The sequence below is a fragment of the Waddliaceae bacterium genome (genome assembly GCA_018694295.1).
GTDB lineage: Bacteria > Chlamydiota > Chlamydiia > Chlamydiales > JABHNK01 > JABHNK01.
On record JABHNK010000016.1, the window covers coordinates 1 to 23,860 of the forward strand.

The following is a 23,860-nucleotide window of genomic DNA, read 5'->3' on the forward strand; positions in this document are numbered from 1 at the left end:
AAAAGTAAGATTGTATCTTTACGTTTGCTATAGGAAAAACAAAGAAAGGAAGTACAATCAATGACAATGGCGACAGCTGTGCGTCCGCTGCGCGCGCTCTGCGCAGTGGGCGCCTCTGTGTGCTCTGTGGCTCTGTGGTGAAAAAATTGGGGCTTGTTATTTTTTATTGCAGGAGCGGCAAAGCACCCTGGGAAACTTTGTAGTAAAAAATCAGTAGCGCGTAACAGCAGAAAAGTAACACTAGAAGGAGATAGGGAATGACAACAATCCTCGACGGAAAAGCCACCGCCATACAGATCGAAGAAGAGCTCAAAAGCATCATCGCTGCATCTTCAGGACGCCAACCATGCCTAGCCCTTATCCTCGTAGGCGAAAACCCCGCCTCTAAAGTATATGTCTCCACCAAGAAGAGAAAATGCGAAGCCCTAGGGATACTCTCTATAATCCATGATTTCCCCGATACCATCGACGAAAAAACAATACTAACCACCATCGCCACCCTCAACGCCGATGATACCGTCGACGGGATCCTTGTACAACTCCCCCTTCCAAACCATATCGACGCACTAAAAGTATGCAGCGCAGTATCCCCAGAAAAAGACGTCGATGGCTTCCACCCAACAAACGTCGGGAAACTCCTCCTCGGAAACGACGACGGCTTCATATCATGTACCCCCTACGGAATAAGTACGCTAATGGAACGGTACGGCATAGAAACATCAGGGAAACACGCCGTCATCGTCGGAAGAAGCAACATCGTCGGGAAACCCATGGCAGCAATCCTCATGCAAAAATCCCCACACGGCAACGCCACCGTCACCGTCGCCAACAGCAGAACGCCAAACCTCAAAGAAGTGTGCCGCTCAGCAGATATCCTCATCAGCGCAATAGGGTCGCCACACTTCATCACCGCCGACATGGTAAAAAATGACGCCATAGTAATCGACGTAGGGATAAATAAAGTCACAGATACAACAAAACCACGCGGATACAAACTCACCGGCGATGTCGACTTCGAAAATGTCGCAAAAAAAACAGCCTTCATAACACCAGTACCCGGCGGAATCGGACCCATGACAGTCGCTATGCTACTCACAAATACTATCAAAGCATACAAACAACATATGTCAAAGGCTCCGCGCTAGTGTCAAGGGGACCCTGCCCCTTAACAATCCCCGGTTAAGGGCTCCGCGCCCTTAACAATCCGCGCCAAAGGAGCGGTGCTCCTCTGGACTCCCCAGGTAAGCGACAAAACGGCAAGAAGAGCTTCCTGCAAAAGCAGAAAGATCTTCTTGCCGTTTTGCTGCCGTCATTACCATCGAAACGATGGTAATGATGGTTTATCGAACATGCCTTGTTCTCCCTTAAATCATGGTCTGATAATATAAAACGTGGGCTTTTTTAGCTGGCGCACTTCATAGTAACGAAGCGACGGGCGACAAGAATGTGGCGACACGGCAAACAGGAGTCCAGAGGAAACTTCGTTTCCTTTGGCGGGGTGAGGTTTGGAGAGGGGCAGGGTCCCCGCTCCAAGGCTATTGTAGTAAAGGGATGGTTATGGTAGGATTGTGAGGATTTTTTATGTGAGGGATGTTGATGGTAAGGGTTTCGGATATTAAGGGTTTGGTCAAGCATCGTGATGAGGGAATTATTGTTATTGTTGGCAAGGATGCTTATGAACGTGGTGAAGCGATAAAGGGTGTTATTGGTGGCAATGATACTGGAGTATTATATGGTGAGGGTTTGACTGTAGCGTCGTTGCTTCAGGAGCTTGACACCGTACCTCTTTTTGGTGACGGACACCGTGTTGTCGTCTATAATATTGACAAAGCTTCTAAATGTGTCATTGAGGCGTTGAAGGGATATATTTCCAAGCCTATGGAGTCGTTATCGTTAGTTCTTACGGCGTCGTCGTTGCCTTCTAATACTGTCATTTCCAAGGGTGCTGAGAAGAACGGTGTACTTCTAAGGATCGCTGATCTTAAGGACTGGGAGCGTGAGCGTAACATACAGCCATGGATTGTGCAAAGGTTCACTGATGCTGGCAAGAAAGTTTCCGGCGCTGCATGTGTTGCTATTATCAAGGGTGTTGGCACTGACAAGCAGCTTCTCGTCAATGAGATTGAGAAACTTGTTATCTTCGTCGGCGATAGAGGTACTATTGAGGTCGGTGATGTCGCTGCAATAACGACGATGGCGACGACGGAGACGATATGGCAGTGGCGCGACGCTCTTCTCGACGGCGATGGTTCTGGAGCGTTACGTATCGGTAAGGCGTTGTTGTACGATGGCGCACCGATACAGATGCTGCTGGCGAACCTTAGGACGCAATACCAGACGGGCTACAAGGTATGTGATGTCATCGAAGGCGGCGGCGCTGCCCATGATGTTACGGCGTTATTTCCATATATGCGCGGTAATATTCTTGAGAGGAACATGTCGCAATGCAGGAAATATGGCAGTGAAAGGTTTAGGAAAGGTCTTATTGAAATAAATGCGTCAGACTTACTGTCGCGGAATTCTATGCTCGCCGATGATTTTATCGTCGAGACGTTAATGGTAAAGCTTACTGATGGAGAAGTGATATGAAAGAAAAAGGCGCTCTTATACTGTTCCCTAACGTCCTAGGAAAAGGTGTCGATGCAAGGGATTCTCTTCCCGAAGGTCTTGCCGACGTCGTTGCTGGTATTGATGGTATCATCGCCGAGAGCACGCAAGGCGGCAGGTCTTTCCTTAAGAAGTTCAAGACGAAAAAGAAGCCTCACAACATGCCTTTGGCGATTTTCAACAAAGACTCCGAAGACGATGACATAGATTTTTTGTTGGAGCCTCTTGCCGATGGTGAGCGTTGGGGTTATGTCTCCGACGCTGGGCTCCCCTGCATCGCCGATCCTGGGAATGAACTCGTCAATGGTGCTAGAGCTAAAGGCTTCGACGTCGAGGCGTATTCTGGACCTTCTTCGATATTCCTCGCTCTTATGCTTTCGGGGCTGCAGGGACAGCGCTTTACTTTCCACGGTTATATCTCCAAAGAAAAAGAGCAGCGCGAGAACGAAATGAAAGATATGGAGGCTTACGCGCAAGAGTGCCATGCCACACAGATCTTCATAGAAGCGCCATACCGCAACGTCCATACTTTCCAGTCGCTGATAGAGGTTCTTGGAGACGAGACGCTTCTATGTGTTGCCTGTGACCTTACTCTCCCTACACAAGAAGTGATATGCCGATGTGTGGGACATTGGAAGAAGACTACTATGCCTGACATCGCCAAGAAGCCCGCTATATTTTTGATAGCGTAGAGGAATAGCGTTTAGCGTGTAGAAATCAACTGTCCGCTATACGCTAGTCTAAAAGCCCCATCTCTTCGTAGTATCGCATGGCGCCGGGGTGTATATCGGAGAAGTTACCTTCTAGCATTCCTGGCTTTGTTATGTCGACGAAGCTTGGATGTTTTGCTTTGAATTCTGTGAGGTTCTCGAAGAGGGCTTTTGTTATCTCGTAGACGGCATCTTCGTCGGTGTCGGCATTGGCGAGGACGACGGCGAGGACGCCTATCGTCTCGATATCGTCTTCGTTGCTAGCTTGTGGGTAGTGACTCATCGATATCATCGTAGGGGCGTAGTATGGGAAAGCTTTTAGCATCTTATCAAGGCCTTCCATCTCGACGAAACGCATTATCTTTTCGCCCGACAGTGCTTCGCTTATGAAAGCGTTGGGGTGTCCTGCAGTGAAGAACAGCGCGTCGATGGTCCCTTCTTTGAGCATGACAGCGGCGACGTCAGGGGTATCGCCTTCGGCGGTGATATCGATTTTCTCGTCGATGCCGAGGATGTTGAGTACGTCTATGGCGTTCTGTCGTGTCCCTGACAGTGGCGTTCCGATGTTCACCCTTTTATATCGCAGGTCGCTGAGTTCTTCGATATTGCTATCTTCTGAGGTTATCACTGTTATTGCTTCTGTGTGGAGGCTACAGACGAAGCGCAGGTTTTTCTGTGGGTCTCCTTTCCAGAACTTCCTTCCTTCTACGGCGTGGTAAAAGTGGTCAGCTTGTGCTATGGCGAGGTCTATCTCTCCCATTCCTAGCGCTGCGATGTTATATATCGACCCTTCGGTGGCGTCGATAGCGACTTTTATGCCGTCGCCATATTCGTTGTTGATATCGGCGATGCCTAGTCCTGCGCTATAGTATACGCCTAGCTGCGATCCAGTACCCATTATGGTACTATTCCTTTTAAGAGAGCCTTTCTTCCCACACGCCGCGACCGAAACCGCCAGCAGTGCTACCATCGTCACGAGTATAACCTTAGAAATCTTCATCATCTTTCTCCCTTTATTATAGAGCGTATAGCTTTTTCATTGATCATTGATCATTGATCATTGATCATTGATCATTGACTATTGTTTTATATTACCTTTTACGCTAGTATGGTCTTTTTTAAAAGCAAATTTTACCAGACAGGGTTTCATCATTATGGACAAACGCTCTATAGTTTTTATTTTTTCTTTGACGCTATCACTTATGTTCGTCAACATGTATTTCAGCAACCAACGCCAAGCCCAGCAGCCTGTACCCCCCCAGAGAGCCCCTGCTGTTGAAGAAGCCGTCGAAGAATACTATGACGAAGATGCAGAAAAGCAAAGCTCTTATGACGAAACGTTTTACGTCATAGAAAACGAATATCAGCAGCTTGTTTTCTCAAGCCGTGGTGGTGCTCTTGTAGAGGTAAACCTTCCTTTTCAGGACGATGACAATGACAAAAGCGTCGTCAAAGAGATAGAGTTCGACCGTGAGATTTTAAAGAAATTCCCTGAAGACGCCCGTTTTCCTCTACGTCGGAGTTACTCTCCGGGGGCTTCTGCGCAAGGGCCTTATAGTGAAAAGCTTCCTAGCGAGAGCGGATACCTTCCGCTGCTAAGGCGTCCTCTTTATGACAACGGCGACCTTGCCAGAACCTCTCCCGAATACTCTTGCTGTAATGTTGTTTCGAGGTATCCTGAGCTTGCGTCTTTGCAATATACTGTCAAACACTTCGACGCTACGAGTATCGTCTTCGAAGGCGTCCAAAACCATAGGAAGATAACGAAGAAATACTCTTTCTCTGCAGAGGCTCCTTATTGTGTCGATGTTACTATTGATATCGAGGGCAACAGCAAGGGCCTATGGCTAACGTCTGGCATCCCTGAAGCGGAGCTTATCTCCGGCAGTGGTGCTCCTACGTTGCAATACCGTATAACGCGTAATACTAAGTCTGATGTCGAGAAGGCGTCCCTTCCTAAGGACGAGACGACGATAAGCTCTTTATATCCCGACTGGCTGTGTAATTCCAATGGTTTTTTTGGCATCATCGTCGACCCTCTTACTGAGGTAGGTCCTGGTTATAAGGCACGACGTATCGATGGTTTCGCCCTTCCTACGCGTCTTACCAAGCTTGGAAAAGACACCAACAAATACAAAGCCAAGAGTTTCCCTGGGTATTCCATGTTGCTGCCTCTTCCTAGCAATGCCGGCACGACGAAGCTGCGTTTTTTCATGGGACCTTTATCAGATTCTCTTCTAAAAGACATCGACAAGACCTTCACCGATGAGTCTTCTGGATATTCTCCTGACTATAAAAGTTGCAAGACTTTCCACGGAATGCTTTCTTTCATCTCTGCGCCATTCTCTAAAGTCCTCCTTATCTTTATGAACATCTTCCACTCTTTTACAGGGTCTTGGGGTTTCTCGATAATATTATTGACGGTATTGCTTCGCGTAGGGTTATACCCTCTAAATGCGTGGTCTATGAAGTCTATGCATAGGATGAAAGAGATAGCACCTCTAGTTTCCGAGATCCAGGCACGCTATAAGAAAGACCCTAAGAAGATACAGCTTGAGACGATGAAGCTATACAAAGCAAAAAAGGTGAACCCTATCTCCGGATGCTTTCCTTTGCTGATACAGATGCCTTTCCTTATCGGGATGTTCAACCTTCTAAAGAATGCTTTCGTTCTACGTGGCGCCCCATTCATCCCAGGATGGATCGACAACCTCACCTCCCCTGACGTACTATTCTCTTGGGAGACGCCGATTATCTTCTTCGGAACGTCATTTCACATCCTTCCTGTCCTCCTTGGCTTTGCCATGTATCTACAGCAAAAATTCATGTCTACTGCGCCAAAAGACAAGAGCCTCCTTACTGACCAGCAGAAGCAGCAGGCTATGATGGGTAAGTTCATGACGATATTCTTCACCTTCATGTTCTACAACCTCCCTTCGGGGTTGAACATATACTGGATGTCTTCGATGACGCTCAGCGCCTTACAGCAATGGCTTACCAACAAGCGCCTCGACAAAGTTGTCGTTCCTGCCGTTGAAGTCCTCGATGCTCCCGATAAAAAACGGCATCGTAAGAGGTAACGCTTGCATGTAATACCACTCTTGGATGAAAAATGCACAAATTAGCTTCAAGATTTTCGCATAGAACTCCGCACGGAGATCGCAGCAAACATTTATGTGTTAGCAAGATCGAGAGCGATGTTCTATGCGCAAAGATGAAGAAGAATTTGTGTGTTTTTTATTCAAGATTGGTATAGCATACGATGGTAGTATGAAGTATTGTGGAAAACTTCTAAAAAGGAAAAACAACGATGCAAGCGTGGGAAGATTTTCTTGTCCTTCAAGACAAAGAGCTCGGCAGCAACGTCGTCAACAAGTGGTTAAGACCTCTTAAGATCCTCCATTTCGATGCCTGCAATCTTTACCTCGAAGCTCGCGACGCTTTCCAGGTTATGTGGTTCGAAGAGCATATACGCTCTAAAGCTACGACGAAATTCGTCAATGCCAACAAAAAAAGAATCAAAGTACACCTTTCCATCTCCTCAGCGGAGTCTAATGCTAGCGACTCAGCACAAGACAAAAAAGAAAGAAGGTATACAAAGAAACAAGCTTCTCACGAAGCCCCCCCAGTTTTTACATTCTCGCATAACGACCTCGACCCCTACTGCACCTTCGACAACTTCATATCTTCGGAACAAAACCTTCTGTCATATAAGCTCCTCACACAGCTTGTGGGGTATCATCCCGACGGTGACGCTTCCGAAGCTCCACAGATTGATATGACGACATACAACCCCGTATATCTGTATGGCGGCGCTGGTGTTGGGAAGACACACCTTCTTATGGCGATGGCGCACTGCCTTAAAGACGCCGGCCTCAACGTATTATACTCTAAAGCCGAAACCTTCACCGACAACGTCGTCAGGGCAATACGCGCTGGGGAGATGCAGACGTTCCGCAGGCTGTACCGCGCTATCGACGTCCTCATCGTCGACGACGTACAGATCTTCTCGGGAAAAAGCGCTACACAAGAGGAGTTCTTCCATACTTTCAACACCCTACAGATTGATGACAAGCCAATAATTTTAAGCGCCGACTGTCCGCCTTCGGAGTTAAAAGCCGTAGAGCCGCGTCTTGTCAGCAGGTTCGAATGGGGAATAACCCTCGGCATCGAAAACCCCGCTCGCGATACCATACAAAACATCCTGTCATCGAAAGCCTTGACGATGAACTACCCTCTCAGCGACAAAGTCGTCGCTTTCCTCCTCGACACATTTTCTAGCAGCACACAGTCGCTGATCCGCGCCCTCGAGGCCCTAGTACTACGAACACACCTAGAACAGACGTCTGGGAAAAAGCCTCCTGCGTTGCCTCTCGACGTCACCACAGCACAACGATACCTCGGCGAGCTCATCCAGCAGGAGAAGCATGCCTCGATAACCCCTACGAAGATCCTTCATGCTGTAGCGGAGCACTATGGCATAAAAGTCGAAGACATCCTCAGCAAGTCTCAGAACCGCGAAGTCACCTTCCCCAGACAGCTTGCCATGCACCTATGCCGCAAGCAGCTTAAGATGCCATATATGAAGATAGGCGGCGTCTTCTCCCGCGACCACTCTACCGTGATGTCTAGCGTCAAGCAGATACAAAAAAACCTCGACGACAAAGACAAAGAAACCCTCTCCGCCAATCAAAGTGCGCTACGGAAGCTTAAAGCATAAATCAGTGACCAGTGACCAGTTCTCCGAACTCTGAGCTTGCTTACTGATGTTACGAGCTACCGATTTTTCACCACAAAGTTTCCAAGGGTGCTCTTCCGCCCCTGTAATAAAAAGTAACAAACCCCATTTTTTTTCACCACAGAGCCACAGAGTACACAGAGAGCGCCCACTGCGCAGAGCGCGCGCAGCGGACGCACAGCTGTCGCCATTGTCGTTGATTGTACTTCTTTTCTTTGTTTTTACTATAGCAAACGTAAAGATACAATCCTGCTCTTAAACGACAACGGCGAGAGGAGGCACTGCCGTGTCCTGGTTTATTCATTGTTCAATGTTCAATGGAAAATGGGTCTGGGGGTTTAGCATTGATAATTAATGATTTTTTCTTTATAAAAAAAATATACCATTATCATAGGACAGTATTATGAGTTCTCTTATTCGTGGAAAAAAAATAGAAAATCCAGAGCTTACAGAACTAAGCCATAAAGAACATGTTGCTCGTTGGAAGGGGCGGAAGCTTGAAATATTAAAGCGATCCGCGCTGTCAAAGCCAATTAGAGCCACCGGTAAACTTTTAAAGAAAGCTATTCCTTCATTTATTTCTTCGCTACCAAAAAATTATGGTGATACAGTCATCGAAAAGCTTTTCAGAAAAGACGTTCAAGAAGAAGGCAGTCCTATTTCTTTAAAGGTAATCTCTTTTATTCGATCTTACAACCCATTAAAATTTGACGAGACATTTAATTTACATAAAGGCGACGACAGCCAGCTCTCTACTACTACTGCTATCGCATCTTTTCAGGGACTTATCGCCCTCGACAGGAGGGACGGAAAACAATACTCCACATGCATCAAAGCTGCTAACATTATTATTACAACAGAAGAATTTGTCGATGACGCGACTCATCTCGAAGCTGCTATATTTATTTTCAACGTCGACAGGAATTTAGATGCCGCTAAAATTATTGTTCAGAAAGGCACTGATGACACAAAAACTCTGCTTAAAGCTGCTATGGCTGTTTTCAACGACGACGACAATTTAGATGCCGCTAAAATTATTGTCCAGAAAGGCACTGATGACACAGAAACTCTGCTTGGTGCTGCTATACTTGTTTTCAACGACGACGACGGCAATTTAGATGCCGCTAAAATTATTGTTCAAAACGGCACTGGTGACACAGAGGTCCTGCTTAAGTCCGCTATGGCTGTTTTCAACGACGACAACAGCTATTTAGAAGCCGCTAAAATTATTGTTAAGAACGGCGCTGATGACACAGAAGCTCTACTTAATGCTGCTATAATTGTTTTCAACAACGACAATAGTAATTTAGACGCCGCTAAAATTATTGTCCAGAACGGCACTGATGACACAAAAGCTCTGCTTAATGCTGCTATAGTTGTTTTCAACGAAGACAACAGTAATTTAGAAGCCGCTAAAATTATTGTTCAAAAAGGCTCTGATGACACAGAGGCCCTGCTTAAGGCTGCTATACTTGTTTTCAACAACGACGGCAATTTAGAAGCAGCTAAAATTATTGTTAAGAACGGCACTGATGACACAAAAACTCTGCTTAAGGCTGCTATACTTGTTTTCAACGACGACAACAGCAATTTAGAAGCCGCTATAATTGTTTTCAACGGCGACAACAGCAATTTAGAAGCCGCTAAAGTTATTGTTCAAAAAGGCACTGATGACATAGAAGCTCTGCTTAATGCCGCTATAATTATTTTCAATAATGACAACAACGACTTAGAAGCCGCTAAAGTTCTTGTTAACAAATTAAAAATCATCTTCCCCTCAGAGCATGAAGCACGCATTGAAGAGTTGCTAGTCAACGCAGCTATTATTATTTTCAATGAACAACCTTTTGATGAAAACACAACACTCCAAGCCGCTAAAATTCTTTTATTAACCAAACGGAAGATAGCCCCAGAAGAATTTAATCGTATCGAGGCTGCTAAAACTGTTTTTCAAAAAGGTGATGGTGATAAAGAAGCCAAACTTCAAGCTTCCATAATTATTGTTAAAAATCCAGAAGATCCAGATGTCGAAAAACTATTACACGAAGCCACAGAAATTATTTTTCGCGAAGAAAATCCTGATATAAAAAGCGGTGATACCATACGGCGTTTTCGTGCACGAGAAATCGAAGGCGCTAAAATTCATGCCGCTAAAAATATCCTTGAAAACAGCCAAGACAACAAATACGAAACATTACTTGAAGCCGCCAAAATTTTTTACAGCGAATATTGCATAAAACATCATACAGACAAAACTATAAATAAGGAAATTCTAGTCAAGGCCGCTGAAATTATTTTTAAAGAAGGAAAAACTGACCAAGATAATAAACTTCAGGCCGCTGAAATTATTTTTGAGAATATACAAGAATCTAAAAGTGGAACCTGCCGCGATGTTGCTGTTTTTATTGTTAATATGGCAAAAGACTTCCCTGTTGCCTATAGTACACACTTAAAAGCCGCTGAATTTATTCTCACGGAAAAGGCTGCTGACAAATACCAAACCCTTCTTAATGCCGCTAAAATTGTTGTCGAAAATAATAAGGGAGCAACCACTGAAGCCTTGCAATACGCCTCTATTATTTTTTTAAATAAAATACCTACTGTCCAAGACGAAACTCTTATCAAAGCCGCTCTTGTTATTTTCACTCAAAAATCAAGTTTCAAGGACGAAAACACCTTATTAAAGGCCGCTAAAGCCATTGTAAAAACTGTCGATGACGGAATCACCCATTATGATTTAAGCAATAAGATCTTACTAAAAGCCGCTAAAACTGTTGTAGAAAGTGAAAAAATCAAGTCTACCGATAAAGAAGCCAATTTCAAAGCCACCAAAGTTATTTCGGCTGACGCTCCAAAAAGCTCCAAAAAATTAGAAGCTTTCAATAAAGCAGCCAAAGCCTATGCCGAGGCCAAAGACTATAAAGGTCCTTCAACAATTGATCCTCCACCAGGAGCTTCTCACTAGTTATCGATAAGAAACTATATGCTTCACTTGTATCTTTTGTCTTTTGTCAGATATACTCGCTATCGAAAAACTATCGTAGGATAAAATGATGACACCCCTAGCCGACAAGCTACGCCCCAAGACTTTCGAAGAGCTGTATGGCCAAGACCACCTCGTTGGTCCTAACGGCTTCGTCTCCCGTACCGTCTCTGCCGGCAAGCCTCTTTCTGTAATACTATGGGGTCCTCCGGGGTGTGGCAAGACGACGCTGGCGCATATCTATGCGAAGGCCTTCGACGCGCATTTCGTATCCTTCAGCGCCGTCCTCAGCGGCATCAACGAGCTTAGGAAGGTCGTCAAAGACCTCGAAAGCTTCCCTCTGCTCCATAAACATACTGTCCTTTTCGTCGATGAGATACACCGATTCAACAAAGCTCAGCAGGATGCATTCCTGCCATACGTCGAGAAAGGAACGATAATCCTCGTAGGCGCCACGACGGAGAACCCCTCTTTTGCGCTAAACGATGCTCTTCTTTCGAGGACGCGCGTCCTAACCCTAAACGCTCTCGACGACGAAGCTCTTGATAATATCATGTCACGCTACGAAGGAGACAACAATCCCCTTCCTCTTACCGACGAAGGGCGGCAATATCTCTTCAGCGCATCGCAAGGCGATGGTAGATACCTCCTCAATATGATAGAAAACCTCTTGCCCGCCTTCGACAGAGGAGAACCACTAGAAGTCGACGAGATGAAAGCTCTACTTCAGAAACGCCCCGCTCTTTACGACCGTGCCGGCGATGGGCATTACAACCTAATCTCTGCGCTACACAAATCCATCAGAGGCTCCGACCCCGACGCCGCACTGTATTGGCTATGTCGCATGCTCGAAGGTGGCGAAGACGTCCTTTTCATAGCGCGCAGGGTGATACGTATGGCGTCGGAAGACATAGGCCTCGCCGACCCCGAAGCACTAAAAATCGCTATCGCCGCCCGCGACGCATACCAGATGCTCGGCAGTCCCGAGGGCGAGCTCGCCATCGCCGAAGCCGTGATATACCTCGCTCTAGCGCCAAAAAGCAATGCCACATACATAGCATACCAACAAGCACGCCAAGCAGCAGCACATACCACTCACCTTCCTCCACCGAAACATATCCTCAATGCCCCAACAAAGACAATGAAATCCCTAGGATATGGCAAAGGATACCAATACGACCACGACACCACAGAAGGCTGCTCAGGACAAAATTACTTCCCCAACGACATGCCACGAGAAAAATTCTACTCCCCAGTAGAACGTGGCTTCGAACGTGAGATGCTCAAAAGGATGTCCTATTTCTCTCAATTTCGTGAGTAATGGAGAGGGACCCTGCCCTCTCCAAACCTCTCCCGCCAAAGGAAACGAAGTTTCCTCTGGACACCTGTTTGCCATGTCGCCACACTCTCGTCGTCCATCGCTTCGTTACTATGAATTGCACCAGCTAAAAAAGCGCCTAGCCCTCTAAGGAGGGCTCATTTTCGGCTTACGCCAAAAATACCTGCGCTTTATGACTGGTGCAATTCGCAAGCGAGTCCCGCCATCGGCGATTTTTGCTAATCCGCAAAAATCCTCTCCTCGTCGGGACAAAAGATTTTCGTTAATATCTGCGCATTTTCAATAAAATCTTGCACTCCAATGGATTATGAAACTCCGAATTATTATAGCGTTTAACGTATAAAAGTTATATGTTACCATGTGAATGTATAATTAGGGATGGTAATTTATGAGGAATGTTATAAAGGTTTTGGTGTTTTGTGTTGTTGCTGTGATGTTGGTATCGTGTGCCAAGAATCCTGTCACTGGCGAGCAGGAGCTTAGTTTTATCAGCGAGAAGTATGAAGTGATGCTCGGCAAGCAGAACTATATCCCTATGCAGGAAGCCAGCGGCGGCGACTTCACGACATTCCCTGAGATCTCGCAATATGTCAGCGATGTTGGCATGTCTTTGGCGCGCGTCAGCGACAGGCCACAGCTTCCATATTCCTTCGTCGTCATCGACAACTCTACTCCTAATGCTTGGGCATTGCCTGGCGGCAAGATAGCGATAAACCGTGGGCTTCTCGTCGAGCTTAAAAACGAAGCAGAGCTTGCTGCTGTTTTGTCTCATGAAATCGTCCATGCTGCTGCACGCCATAGTGCCAAAGCTTTAGAACGCAGCACCCTTCTTGGCGCTGGCCTTGCTGGTATTAATACTTATATCTCCAACCAACGATATTCCAGTGTCGTTATGGGGTCTTTGTCGACGGGTTTTACGCTGATAACATACCAATACAGCCGCAACAATGAACTTGAAGCCGACGAATACAGCATGAAATATATGGTACGTGCCGGATACGATGCACAGGCGGCGGTGACTCTACAGGAGAAGTTTGTACAGCTTTCGGAAGGGAAAAACCAGCAATGGCTCGGTGGTCTTTTCGCTACGCATCCGCCTTCGCGTCAGCGTGTCGAAGCTCTGAAGGGTCACATCAAGAAATATCCCCCTACTGGCGATCTCGGTGTCAAGGAGTTTGAGAAAGTCATGCGTCCTCTCAATAATTCTGAAGACACCTATGATGATATCGACGAAGGGTTTTCTTCTGTTAAAGGTGGTGATATTGCCAAGGGTTTCGCCAGCGGCAGACAGGCTGTCAAGACGATGCCCAAGGAGCCTATGGCTCACGCTCTTCTTGGCGACGCAGAATACGCCCGTGGCAATAACGAGAAAGCTATTATTTCCTATGACAAAGCCATAGAGCTTAACGATCATCATTTCTACTACTATTTAAAGCGTGGTATTGTGAAATACGAAACAGAAGACTACGACGGCGCACACGAAGACCTTTCGAAGAGCATGGAACTGCTGCCAACCTCTGAAGCATACGATATTCTCGGGAGAATATATTTTCTTCGCGACAACAACGACAAATAACCACTACCACGAGTAAACATATAATGAAACCGAGAACAATACCTCCTATGCCTCCTGCACCGCCTTTAAATCCTAGAACAGCGGGTCACCCTGATGATGCTAACTACGTATCAATTGATCCTAATATCACGGTTCCTATCTCTTTAATAGATCGTTTTACTCATGGGCGTCGTTGGACGGATATGGGGATAAAGTTCGAGGACACCAGTTTATTTTCAAAACAGCTTTCACCTCTCTTCAATGTAAAGCTTCCTGATAGTTGGACCACTAAATCCGAAAGAGGCACACGCTATACCGTCATCATCGACAACGAAAACGTCGATAGAATAAAGTTTTTTTTCTTAGAGGGTTGCGGTCCATGTTGTATGTTCTATAAGGTGGATTTTCTTCAGCAAGAGACAACAGTCGATACAACAAGCGATACAACAAGCGATACAACAGACGATACAACGATCCAATAAAACATTTTTAGTAAGAGAACAATATGCCCGGCAGAATATCTTCAGATGTAGCTGTATCTATGCCTCCAGCTACAGAGATTGCTTATATAGATAGAAATCATACTTTTACAATAATACCTCCTGACTATTGGGGCCCTGCATATATCTCTGTAGAGATACACGATACATTTCCTGGACAGCAAGATGGAATTGTAAGGGGCCTTGGATTTACTTATTATAGCGCTTTACCAGAAAATATTACTTATCACCTGAATTTTAACAATGCTCTAATAGCAAACGGTGGATCCCACACACTCTTCTGGGTGCCGTTAACCGTAATGTCCAATGGTTCTTTAGCTTATACTTTTGAAGATTACCAAAGCGTTTATAACATAGTACAGCCAGTGCTCGAGCGATTCTTTTTAGGTTTATGATTGCGACAAGGTTAATATTCTCTTTTTGACTAAGGCGAGTATTGCTGCCATTATTATGCACATACTGCTGAGAAGGACGAATACTGTCGTAATACTAAGGTGTTCTATTAGCGCGCCTATCTGTCCACCGATGATGTTTCCGGCGCTTATACATCCTATTATTATTCCCATTATGATAAAACGATATCGCTCTGGTGCTAGTTTCTCCGCCGTTGCCCATAGTAGTGGTATCACGAGGAGTTTTCCTGTGACATATGCTGTATGGAAAGCGACAAGCCAGTACATACTCGACTGTTCCGTTCCGTATATCCTTCGTTCTAATGCCGCTCCTACCATTACTGCGAATGACGTCGCCGTGGCGAGGATTCCTATGATGAACTTCGCCACGAAGTCCGGCTCTTTATTTTTCTTTTGGAGCGCTCTCCAGAAGGCGTTGTACAGTGGCACGAAGCCTATCCCTAGCACTGTTCCGAACGACATAAGCCATATTGTCGGAACTCTCCATCCGTAGATATAGTGGTCGGTATAGCGATGGATATATACGGCGAGGAGTCCGCCTCCCTGTGCTTGTGCTGCGAAGAAGACGATGGCGAAAACGGAAAGAATGGCAATTACTGCCATATTTTTCTTTTCTTGATGAGTCAGAGGGTCTTTCGTTGTCGTAGATTTTACTGTGTGGTGGCTGTGGTTTCTCTTTGTACAGAAAAACACGAAGAACAGTGCTGCCCCTATTGCTGGTGCTGTCCCTGCTGCTATGAATGCTGGGACGAAGCCGTAATGTGGCAGTATCCATCCGCATATCAACGAAGACCCCATTACGCCGATAAGCACTGTCTGGAAGAGGTAGTGGTATCCTTGTTCTCGTAGTGGGCTGTCTTTGGGGTATAGCGTTCCTAGCATCGACGTAACGCAAGGCTTGAAGAAACCGTTACCTATCGCCATAAATATCATCGCCACTGAAATCATTGTCTCGTGGTGTATCGCCAGGGACGTTACACCGATGGAGATAAAGATATTACCGATGAATATCGTGGTACGGTATCCCAGCCATCTATCGGCGATATACCCTCCTACTATCGGCGTGAAGTATATTACTCCTGCGAAGAGCCCTTCGAATGCTATGGCATCGGGGGCGTCCCATCCTAGTCCACCTTTTGTGAAGGACTCTATTAGGTATAGCGTCAGAAGTGAGCGCAGCCCCCAGAATCCGAAACGCTCCAAGATGTGTACTATTAGTAGTGGTAATACTCCGCGGGGATGCTTTTGGATCATATCTTCACTTTTATTCTTTTGCGCCAGTAGTCTTTTCCGTAGTTTAGGGTAAGTTGTGTACCCATTGGTATCGTCTTCGTTGCTGTGAAGATGATATGTACGATGTCGTCATAAAGAGCATATGATGGTGCGATATTTGGTGTGTCGCTGTGGTTGATGAAGCGTGTATGGTTTCCGCTTCGTGATGCATCGATCATATAGGATTTCAGCTTCCATGGCTTGCTTGGGTAGTTGAAGCAATATCCATTGATATTCAGCGATAGCATGCTACGGCGTCGTACTATGCCGGTATATTCTCCTATGTAGTCCCCTGCGGCGATATCGTTTTCGGCATATACTCCGAAGCCAACGGCATCGTTTATCCATCGTATACATATATCGGCGACGGCGCCTTTACGAAGGTCTTCGGAAAACATCGTTCCCTGCCATTTCGCGTTTTTCGCTATTGTTCCTGAAGCCAAAAACTTGGGGTATGATTTCATTACTTTCTTTCTAATTTTTTCATCGTGGAATTCTATATGTTTGATGTATTCGACGCCAGTGATGCGGCGGAAATCTTCGAGGCTATGTTCTTGGAGGAGTTCATTTCCTCGGGCGATCTTTACTGTCTTAGGAGCTGTTGCCATAGCATTTACACCTGGTTTTTACTTCTCTGGTGGCTTTTTATACATCATCATATCCCACATAGCTTTGAAGCTCGGGCATGTTTCTAAGAGCTCATCTTTCGTCCCTTCAGCTATCTTCTCGCCATATTCGAGATATATTATCTTATCGGCATATTCTATCGTCGACAGTCTGTGTGCTATCAGCACCTGTGTTATGTCGCCACGCAGGTCCATTACAGCTTCTTTTATTTTATTCTCGCTGACGGCGTCTAATGCCGACGTTGCTTCGTCCATGAGGAGTATCGACGCATCTTTCACTAGAGCGCGTGCTATAGCGAGGCGTTGCTGCTGCCCTCCTGATAGGTTCTTTCCTGTCTCTGCTAGGAAGAAGTCATACTTTCCTGGGAGGTTTTGTATAAACTCATCGGCGTGGGCTTTTTTTGCCGCGGAAAGGATTTCTTTACGGGTGAAATCTCTTCCGAACGATATATTTTCGGCGACGGTATCGTAGAAGATAAAAGGTTTCTGTGGGACGAACCCTATGCCTTCGCGTATGGACTTCTGTTTGTACTCCGTTATTGGTATGCCGTCGACGCGTATCTCTCCGCGTTGTACGTCGTAGAGTCGTGGCAGCAGCTGTGCTATCGTCGACTTCCCTGCTCCTGTAGGCCCTACGAATGCTGTAGTCTTGCCTTTCTCTATTGTGAAGCTCAAGCCTTTGAGGACCCATTCGTCGTTGTATTTGAACCACACGTCGTCGAACTCTATCTTATCTTTAAGACCTTTGAACGTTATCGCTCCTTTGCTGTCTTTGACTTTTGGTTTAAGCGTCAGCACTTCGAACATACGTTCTGCTGCGGCGATACCTCGTTGTATTTTAGCATTTTCTTCGGCGAACTGCTTTATAGGGTCGTAGAAGATTTTCAGCAGCGCGCAGAAGAATATAAGCTCTGAGATGTTCATATGTGCGACGTATATCCCATACAACAGCACTATCGACAAGAAGAACATCCCTATCATATGCAGCACTGGCCGTGACGACAAAGAGTATCGTGCGTTTTTTTCTTCTAGGACGGCCATATGGTCATTTTGTTCGCGGTATTTTTTTATAGCGAACTTCTCCATGACGAAGATCTTCACGGTCTGCACTCCTGACAGGAAGTCTAGTAGCACGGACCCGAAGTTTTCCTGGTTTTTCTGTATAAGTTTTGAGATTTTTCTGATGCGCTTTGCTAGAAAGATTATAGGAAATATTATCATCGGGCTTCCGACGAATATTATCATCGAAAGCTTCCATGATGAGAGAAACAACATCACCAGCGCTGTCACCATTACGAAAGGCATGTGGAGATAGTTGATGAAGAAGCTGTTTATTGCGTCGGAGACGACGCCAGCGTCGCCGCTGACTCGTGCCGAGAGGCTTCCCACGTGATATTTATGGTAGAAATCCATCGACAGTGTCTGCAGGTGATCGAAATACGACTCTCGAAGGTTTTTGCTTACGCGTATCCCTACGAGTCTCATGCTATACTGATGAGCGAACTGTGTCATCGCTTTGAAGATCCCGATGATAAGAATCATAATAGCCAGGTTTTTTATGCTCGAAAGATCGACTTTACCGTTAAGCCATTGTATTAAAAGCGTCACCTTATTTTTGCTTTTATTTACGGTGATATACCTCGCAGCGCTTTCTTTGGTGATAACGCCGGTATTTTTCGTATCGATATCGTCCCACCGTTCTCGTACTTCTTCTTTAGTAACGCTACCGTCGTCTTCTGGGGTAAAGAGTTCAAAGAAGTCCGCGCCTTTGTCGGTGATAATACGCAGGGAGAATATCTCCATCTGTGATGCCAATGAAAATAATATCATCGAAATCACGGTAACGATGAGCAGTCGGTATATTTTTTTGTTCTGTCCTGCAAGTTTAAAAAGTAGTCTCATATCTCTTCTGAATATTCTCCCATGATGCGGAATTTCCTATATCGTCGTTCTACGAGTTCTTCGATATCTAGGGTTTGTAGTTCTTCCCACTGTTTCGTTATAAATTTCTTTACTTTGTCATACACCTTTCTAGGGCTATGGTGTGCGCCACCGAGGGGTTCTTCGATGATCTCATCGATGAGGCCTTTGTCGTGGAGGTCTTCGGCGTTGAGTTTCAGCGTCGCTGCTGCGATGGACTTTTTATCTGCGTCTTTCCATAATATCGACGCGCATCCTTCTGGTGATATCACGGAATAGTATGCATGTTGTAGCATCCCGATGACGTCACCGACGCCCATCCCTAGCGCTCCTCCCGAGCATCCTTCTCCGATTATTACTACTACTATCGGCGTACGTATCAGCGAAAAATCTCTGAGGTTTTCTGCTATAGCCCATCCTTGTCCACGTTCTTCTGCTTCGAGTCCTGGGTATGCTCCTGGGGTGTCGATGAAAGATACTATGGGCAGCCCGAACTTCTCTGCTAGGCGTGCAAGTCTTATAGCTTTTCTGAACCCTTCGGGGTTTACCATCCCGAAGTTATGGTGTACTCTACTTTCGGTGTCTTTGCCTTTCTCCTGTCCCATGACGACACATTTCTTTCCGCCAATGACGGCTAGCCCTCCTATCACTGCGGCGTCGTCGCCGAAGGTTCTATCTCCGCAAAGTTCTATGAAATCGTCACAAAGATTTTCAATGTAGTCGCTAGCGTGTGGACGTTTAGGGTGTCGGGATATTATCACACGCTCCCATGGTGTCAGTGAGGAGTATACGTTCTTCTTTAGGTCGTGGAGCTTCTCTTCGAAGTCGGCGACCTCTTCGGCGTCGAAGACGCCATCTTCGCCGTTGCGAAGTTTACGTATCGTCTCCTCATATTCTACGATCTTCTTCTCGTGTGGTAAAACGTCCAATTGCTATTCTACTCCTGGCACATCGGCATCGCGGAAGTCTTTGACAAGCTGTATATATGTAGGTTTTGTTATTACGATGGCGAAGAGTTCTTCGATATCGGCGGTACGTAGACGTATACATCCATCGCTATCATATTCTCCTATGCCGTCGAGGCTTTCTTCTTTCCTTCGTGTCTTCTCGTTCCACACCCATGGTGCGCCGTGAATTCCAAGGCCTTTTGCTGGCTCTGTACACTCTGATATCTCTTTATCGAAAGGTATCCATCGTGTTCCGAAGACGGTCATCATCTCGATACGTTCGCCGTTATATATCCCTTTGTATCCTGGCCTGTATACGGCGATCTTATCGCCCAAGGAGTATTTCCCTATAGGCGTAAGGATCCCTGAAGCTTTCATTGTGTCAGCCCTTCCGAGGCCTACTGGGTATGTTTTAAGGAGTACTCTTTCGTCGGAGCTTTTGTCGTGGTAGTAGAACCACAGCTTACTTCTTGTGATATCGACGACGAGGTGGAAGTCTACGTCTTTATCTTTACGGAAGACGTTGAACTTATCGCCATTGGTTACATTCTGTGTGTCGTAGTCGACTTTTTTGTTTAGGCTGCGGGCTATGAAATGTCGTGATGTCTTGTAGTGGTTTGCGTAGTCGACGACCCATGCTGCTGCGCCACGTTTCCATGGGACTCTGCTGGTATATGTCACCGTCTCTACTATAGGAAGCTTTGGCATTCCGAGGTTAAAGAGCTCGTTGATACGGTCGACGTCCGAAGACTCATCAGCGACGGGAGGTGGACGCGATACGATATCTTCATTGAAAGGTGTTGTAGCGGTGGTGGTGCTAATATATTCGCCGTCGAGCTGCAGCTCTATGGGATCGTTAATATCTGTTATAGGAGAGTTTTTTTCTCCTATGAAGGCTTTTTTAAACAACCCAACGATGAGCACCAACGAGAAAAGTGCTACCGCCATAAACGCTAATATCTTCGAAAATGACATCTTCATACTCCTGTTTTTTGTATACATCGCGCCCGTAACATCAGTTACGAAATAAGCCATTATTGTAGAACAAAGCCCTTATTTTGCCAAGGAATTACTTGCCAGTGTAATGCGGCTATGCCGCATAGTTCGGAGTTCGGAGTTCGGAATAGGATTTTTCACCACGGAGGCACGGAGAACACAGAGAGGAAATAGGACAGGCTGGGGGGATTTCCCCCAGACCCCCTTTCTGAAGGTAAGCTCTACGCTATACGCTATTCCTATGCGCTATTAAAAGCATTCATCAATCTGCATTGATGCATTGACTTGTGCCACGGAGTTCACGGAAAAGGGGGAGCTGGAGCGGTTTCTTATAGGGATTTTCGGAATGCCGAAATCACCTCTTCTATGAAGCATTTTTTCTCATCAGTTGATTCTATTGATATATCAAACCTTCTTTCTGGATCACTTCCTTCTTCTAACCTATCCAATAACTTCTGTTTATAGGCTTTGTATTGATCAGAAGGTGCTGTTACTAAATCGCCTAAAAGATTAATTGTTTCTTCTCCTAATTGAAAATCTTCACGCCTCAACAACCTTGAAAAAATATCAAAAAATTTATTCTGAACTTCTTTGTTGTATTTTGATAATCTTATCACGCTGATAAGACCTTCAACAAAACGGTGATGCAAAACATAAATACACCCTCGTAATTCTGACAACATTTGAATAAAATGATCTAAGCATTTTTGTTCGATTACATCTTCTTGTTTCGAATGTTTCAAATGTTTCACAAGCTCTTCCATAGCTCTTATGATATATTTTTGCTCCTCGGCTAAAAAGAAGCTACTATGATATGCTCTCGTTATTAAATCAAAAGCATCTTTTCGTGGTAGTTGTCGTCCCTCGCGGAATGTTATTGCACTGATAAACGCTGACATAATTTTAACATTTTCAAGAACACCTCGCATATTTGCGAAAATAAATAGAATTTGCACAAGAATGTCTTCTTCTCCTGGAAATAGCGGTTTGGAAGATTCCATCATAAATGCAATTTTACCAGCAATAAATTCTATCTCACATAATTCCAAATCTGGACGAGATGAAAAACTTAACAATTCATCAAGGTGTTTTTTTCTACCTTCAGCAGTATCTGTGTTATAAATATCACTAAAAAGTTTTTTTACAACAACATTCTGTTGTGAACACACTGTCCCATTTTGTTTCATATCAGTTTTATAAAAATCCCAGAAGCTTACACCTCTACTAACTTTATCGCCCCAATCTTGGCATTTTCCTGCGCCTTTAACCAGAATGCTTGGTTTTTTCTTTGGTACGGCCTCTTCTTTAGAATCACTTTCCTCTGGAGCTTTGCACTCTTCTTCTTTCGGATCAGGTACTGAATCAGGCAAGATATCTAAACCGTCTGGTGGTGTTCCTGATGCTGAAGTTCTTTTATCGTCGGCAGAAGACTGGACTAATACTACCGAGAGCGCTCTTGCCGTAACAAGTTCTGTCTCAGCACCTCCTGTTTCAGTGGGCCTTATTGTTTTTTTAGCAATGCTTTTTACCATGTCATCACTCGCCGATAGTTGCGGCGATAGTTGCGGCGATACAATCCAATCAGCGTCATCTTGTTGCTGCTGTTGAGAAGCTTGCCGTTTTGGAATACAGCATCTAAATATATTCATCTTTTATATCTTATATGTTTATTAAAAGTGATTAACTGATGTTACGCACCAATCTTGCTTTAGTGGAGTAGCGAAAGGGGTAAGATGCAAACATCTCCGACAAGCCAAGCTCTGAAGAGCTGGGCGAGGGGGAATACGAAGCAGATTACTCCTTTAAGCACGCTAATAAAGTGGGAGTGGCGCATAACGTCAGTGATTAATTATAAGCTATTAAAGCTTAAAACACAAAGGCTTTCTGGATTAATGTTCAATGCTTAACGGGTTCAGAGTTCAGAGTTCAGAGCTCGGAAAAAATTAATTCTTTGCTCCACGCGCCCTCTTTTTTCTTGCGATAACTCTGAGTCTGATAATTCCAACAGCTTATTAAGCATACGTAAAATATTCTTATGCGCCCCTTCGTACAAATCATCCTTATTTCCAAGAGCACTTCATGCGGTGACAGCATCCGGATTTGAAACAAAAATATTTAGTTTTATAATAGCATTTACCATAAAAATGCTGTTTAAAAACCGTCCTGCTCTCACATAGCGTACTGTAACGAGCACTAGGGTCAGGCTTTGGTTATTGAGTTTTGACAAGATATCATTAGTCCTTATACACTAGTTCTCTTACTCATTATTATTGTTAGGAGATTAAAATGGCTAGAAAACCACGCATTCATATTCCAGGCTCTACCTACCATTGCATGTTAAGAGGAAATAATGGAAATAACATCTACCAAAACGAGAACGATTTTTCTAAGTTAAGCTTGCTCATTCATGAAGGCACTGAACGGTATGATCACAGAATTCTTGGTTTTTGCTTTATGTCAAACCATATCCATCTTGTTATCCAAGTTGCAAAAACGCCCTTATCGAAAATAATTCAAAATTTTACATTCCGTTACACCCGATACATCAATAAAAAATATGAAAAAATAGGGCACCTATTTCAAGGGAGATTCAAGTCAATTCTTGTTAACGACACACAATACCTTCTAGAACTTATCCGCTATGTGCATTTGAATCCAGTCAAAGCTGGCATAACAAAAATACCTGAGAAGTACTTCTGGAGTAGTCACTGCATGTATGCAGGTGACGATACATTTCAATGGATTTCTTCATCAAGTGTACTAAAACGATTTGACGAAAATATCAACAAAGCAATAGAAAAATATACATCCTATATATACAAAGGCATTGATGAGGAATGTCCTATTAATTTTGAGTGCGGAAATCAAAAAGGCCTTGATATACTAGGTGACGATGCTTTTACAGAAAAATTAATCTCTGAATATGCACTTGAAAGTGTTTTCACATATACAACTAACGAACTTTTAAAAACCGCGCTAAAGCATTTTGAGGCAAAGTTAGATGATCTTTCATCCAAAAGCAGAAATCGAAAAAATTCAAAAATTCGAGGAATCCTGGCCTACCTCACAAGAGAAACTAAAGGCTGTTCTTTAACAGGGTTGTCAAACATCTTAAATCGAGATTTAAGCACTCTTAGTCTATCAGCAAACAACATCCAACATTTAATGGACAAAGATAAAGAATTAAAAGAAGATATCCGAGTTTTAAAAACCAGCCTTTCTAGAACTCAATAACCAAAGCCTGACCCCATTTT

The 23,860-nt window shown here is 44.8% G+C and carries 18 protein-coding genes; 11 read left to right on the forward strand and 7 right to left on the reverse strand.

The window, feature by feature from the left end:
* Nucleotides 1-257 precede the first annotated feature (257 nt).
* The 3 genes from folD (at nt 258) to HN980_01730 (ending at nt 3,299) form a co-directional block, all read left to right on the forward strand.
* On the forward strand, nt 258-1,145 hold the full coding sequence (gene folD / locus HN980_01720) for a bifunctional methylenetetrahydrofolate dehydrogenase/methenyltetrahydrofolate cyclohydrolase FolD (GenBank protein MBT6928202.1): 888 nt from the start codon (nt 258-260) through the stop codon (nt 1,143-1,145).
* Between the two features lie 451 nt (nt 1,146-1,596).
* A complete protein-coding gene (locus tag HN980_01725) occupies nt 1,597-2,589 on the forward strand; it encodes a hypothetical protein (protein ID MBT6928203.1) in 993 nt (330 codons plus the stop codon).
* A complete protein-coding gene (locus HN980_01730; protein MBT6928204.1) occupies nt 2,586-3,299 on the forward strand; it encodes an SAM-dependent methyltransferase in 714 nt (237 codons plus the stop codon). The genes HN980_01725 and HN980_01730 overlap by 4 nt, the downstream gene beginning before the upstream one ends.
* 43 nt (nt 3,300-3,342) lie before the next feature.
* Here the strand turns inward: HN980_01730 and HN980_01735 are convergent, their stop codons facing one another.
* On the reverse strand, nt 3,343-4,320 hold the full coding sequence (locus HN980_01735; GenBank protein MBT6928205.1) for a TAXI family TRAP transporter solute-binding subunit: 978 nt from the start codon (nt 4,318-4,320) through the stop codon (nt 3,343-3,345).
* Between the two features lie 151 nt (nt 4,321-4,471).
* On the opposite strand from HN980_01735, the gene yidC reads away from it, so the two are divergent.
* The 7 genes from yidC (at nt 4,472) to HN980_01770 (ending at nt 14,827) form a co-directional block, all read left to right on the forward strand.
* Nucleotides 4,472-6,397, forward strand: a complete 1,926-nt coding sequence (yidC, locus tag HN980_01740; protein ID MBT6928206.1) for a membrane protein insertase YidC — start codon at nt 4,472-4,474, stop codon at nt 6,395-6,397.
* A 230-nt stretch (nt 6,398-6,627) separates the two neighbouring features.
* Nucleotides 6,628-8,037, forward strand: a complete 1,410-nt coding sequence (gene dnaA / locus HN980_01745) for a chromosomal replication initiator protein DnaA (protein ID MBT6928207.1) — start codon at nt 6,628-6,630, stop codon at nt 8,035-8,037.
* 421 nt (nt 8,038-8,458) lie between these two features.
* Nucleotides 8,459-11,020 carry a hypothetical protein gene (locus HN980_01750; GenBank protein MBT6928208.1) on the forward strand — a complete coding sequence of 854 codons (2,562 nt, stop codon included), beginning with the start codon at nt 8,459-8,461 and terminating at the stop codon, nt 11,018-11,020.
* An 85-nt stretch (nt 11,021-11,105) separates the two neighbouring features.
* A complete protein-coding gene (locus HN980_01755; protein MBT6928209.1) occupies nt 11,106-12,359 on the forward strand; it encodes a replication-associated recombination protein A in 1,254 nt (417 codons plus the stop codon).
* 406 nt (nt 12,360-12,765) lie between these two features.
* Nucleotides 12,766-13,953 (forward strand): M48 family metalloprotease, encoded by a 1,188-nt coding sequence (locus HN980_01760; protein MBT6928210.1) that lies wholly within the window; start codon nt 12,766-12,768, stop codon nt 13,951-13,953.
* A 23-nt stretch (nt 13,954-13,976) separates the two neighbouring features.
* Nucleotides 13,977-14,414, forward strand: coding sequence for a hypothetical protein (locus HN980_01765; GenBank protein ID MBT6928211.1), 438 nt, complete (start codon nt 13,977-13,979; stop codon nt 14,412-14,414).
* Between the two features lie 23 nt (nt 14,415-14,437).
* Entirely contained in the window at nt 14,438-14,827 is a 390-nt protein-coding gene (locus HN980_01770) for a hypothetical protein (GenBank protein MBT6928212.1), read from the forward strand.
* Here HN980_01770 and HN980_01775 read toward each other — a convergent pair.
* From HN980_01775 to HN980_01800, 6 genes are all read right to left on the reverse strand, one after another.
* Nucleotides 14,822-16,099 (reverse strand): peptide MFS transporter, encoded by a 1,278-nt coding sequence (locus tag HN980_01775; protein ID MBT6928213.1) that lies wholly within the window; start codon nt 16,097-16,099, stop codon nt 14,822-14,824. The two genes, HN980_01770 and HN980_01775, sit on opposite strands and share 6 nt — an antisense overlap.
* Nucleotides 16,096-16,725, reverse strand: coding sequence for an SET domain-containing protein-lysine N-methyltransferase (locus tag HN980_01780; GenBank protein ID MBT6928214.1), 630 nt, complete (start codon nt 16,723-16,725; stop codon nt 16,096-16,098). The genes HN980_01775 and HN980_01780 overlap by 4 nt, the downstream gene beginning before the upstream one ends.
* Before the next feature lie 18 nt (nt 16,726-16,743).
* Nucleotides 16,744-18,645 carry an ABC transporter ATP-binding protein gene (locus tag HN980_01785; protein ID MBT6928215.1) on the reverse strand — a complete coding sequence of 634 codons (1,902 nt, stop codon included), beginning with the start codon at nt 18,643-18,645 and terminating at the stop codon, nt 16,744-16,746.
* A complete protein-coding gene (locus HN980_01790; GenBank protein MBT6928216.1) occupies nt 18,642-19,592 on the reverse strand; it encodes an acetyl-CoA carboxylase carboxyltransferase subunit alpha in 951 nt (316 codons plus the stop codon). Before HN980_01790 ends, HN980_01785 begins: the two co-directional genes overlap by 4 nt.
* A gap of 3 nt (nt 19,593-19,595) precedes the next feature.
* Nucleotides 19,596-20,585 (reverse strand): L,D-transpeptidase, encoded by a 990-nt coding sequence (locus HN980_01795; GenBank protein ID MBT6928217.1) that lies wholly within the window; start codon nt 20,583-20,585, stop codon nt 19,596-19,598.
* A 350-nt stretch (nt 20,586-20,935) separates the two neighbouring features.
* On the reverse strand, nt 20,936-22,255 hold the full coding sequence (locus tag HN980_01800; protein MBT6928218.1) for a hypothetical protein: 1,320 nt from the start codon (nt 22,253-22,255) through the stop codon (nt 20,936-20,938).
* 637 nt (nt 22,256-22,892) lie between these two features.
* On the opposite strand from HN980_01800, the gene HN980_01805 reads away from it, so the two are divergent.
* Entirely contained in the window at nt 22,893-23,840 is a 948-nt protein-coding gene (locus HN980_01805) for a transposase (protein ID MBT6928219.1), read from the forward strand.
* Nucleotides 23,841-23,860 lie beyond the last annotated feature (20 nt).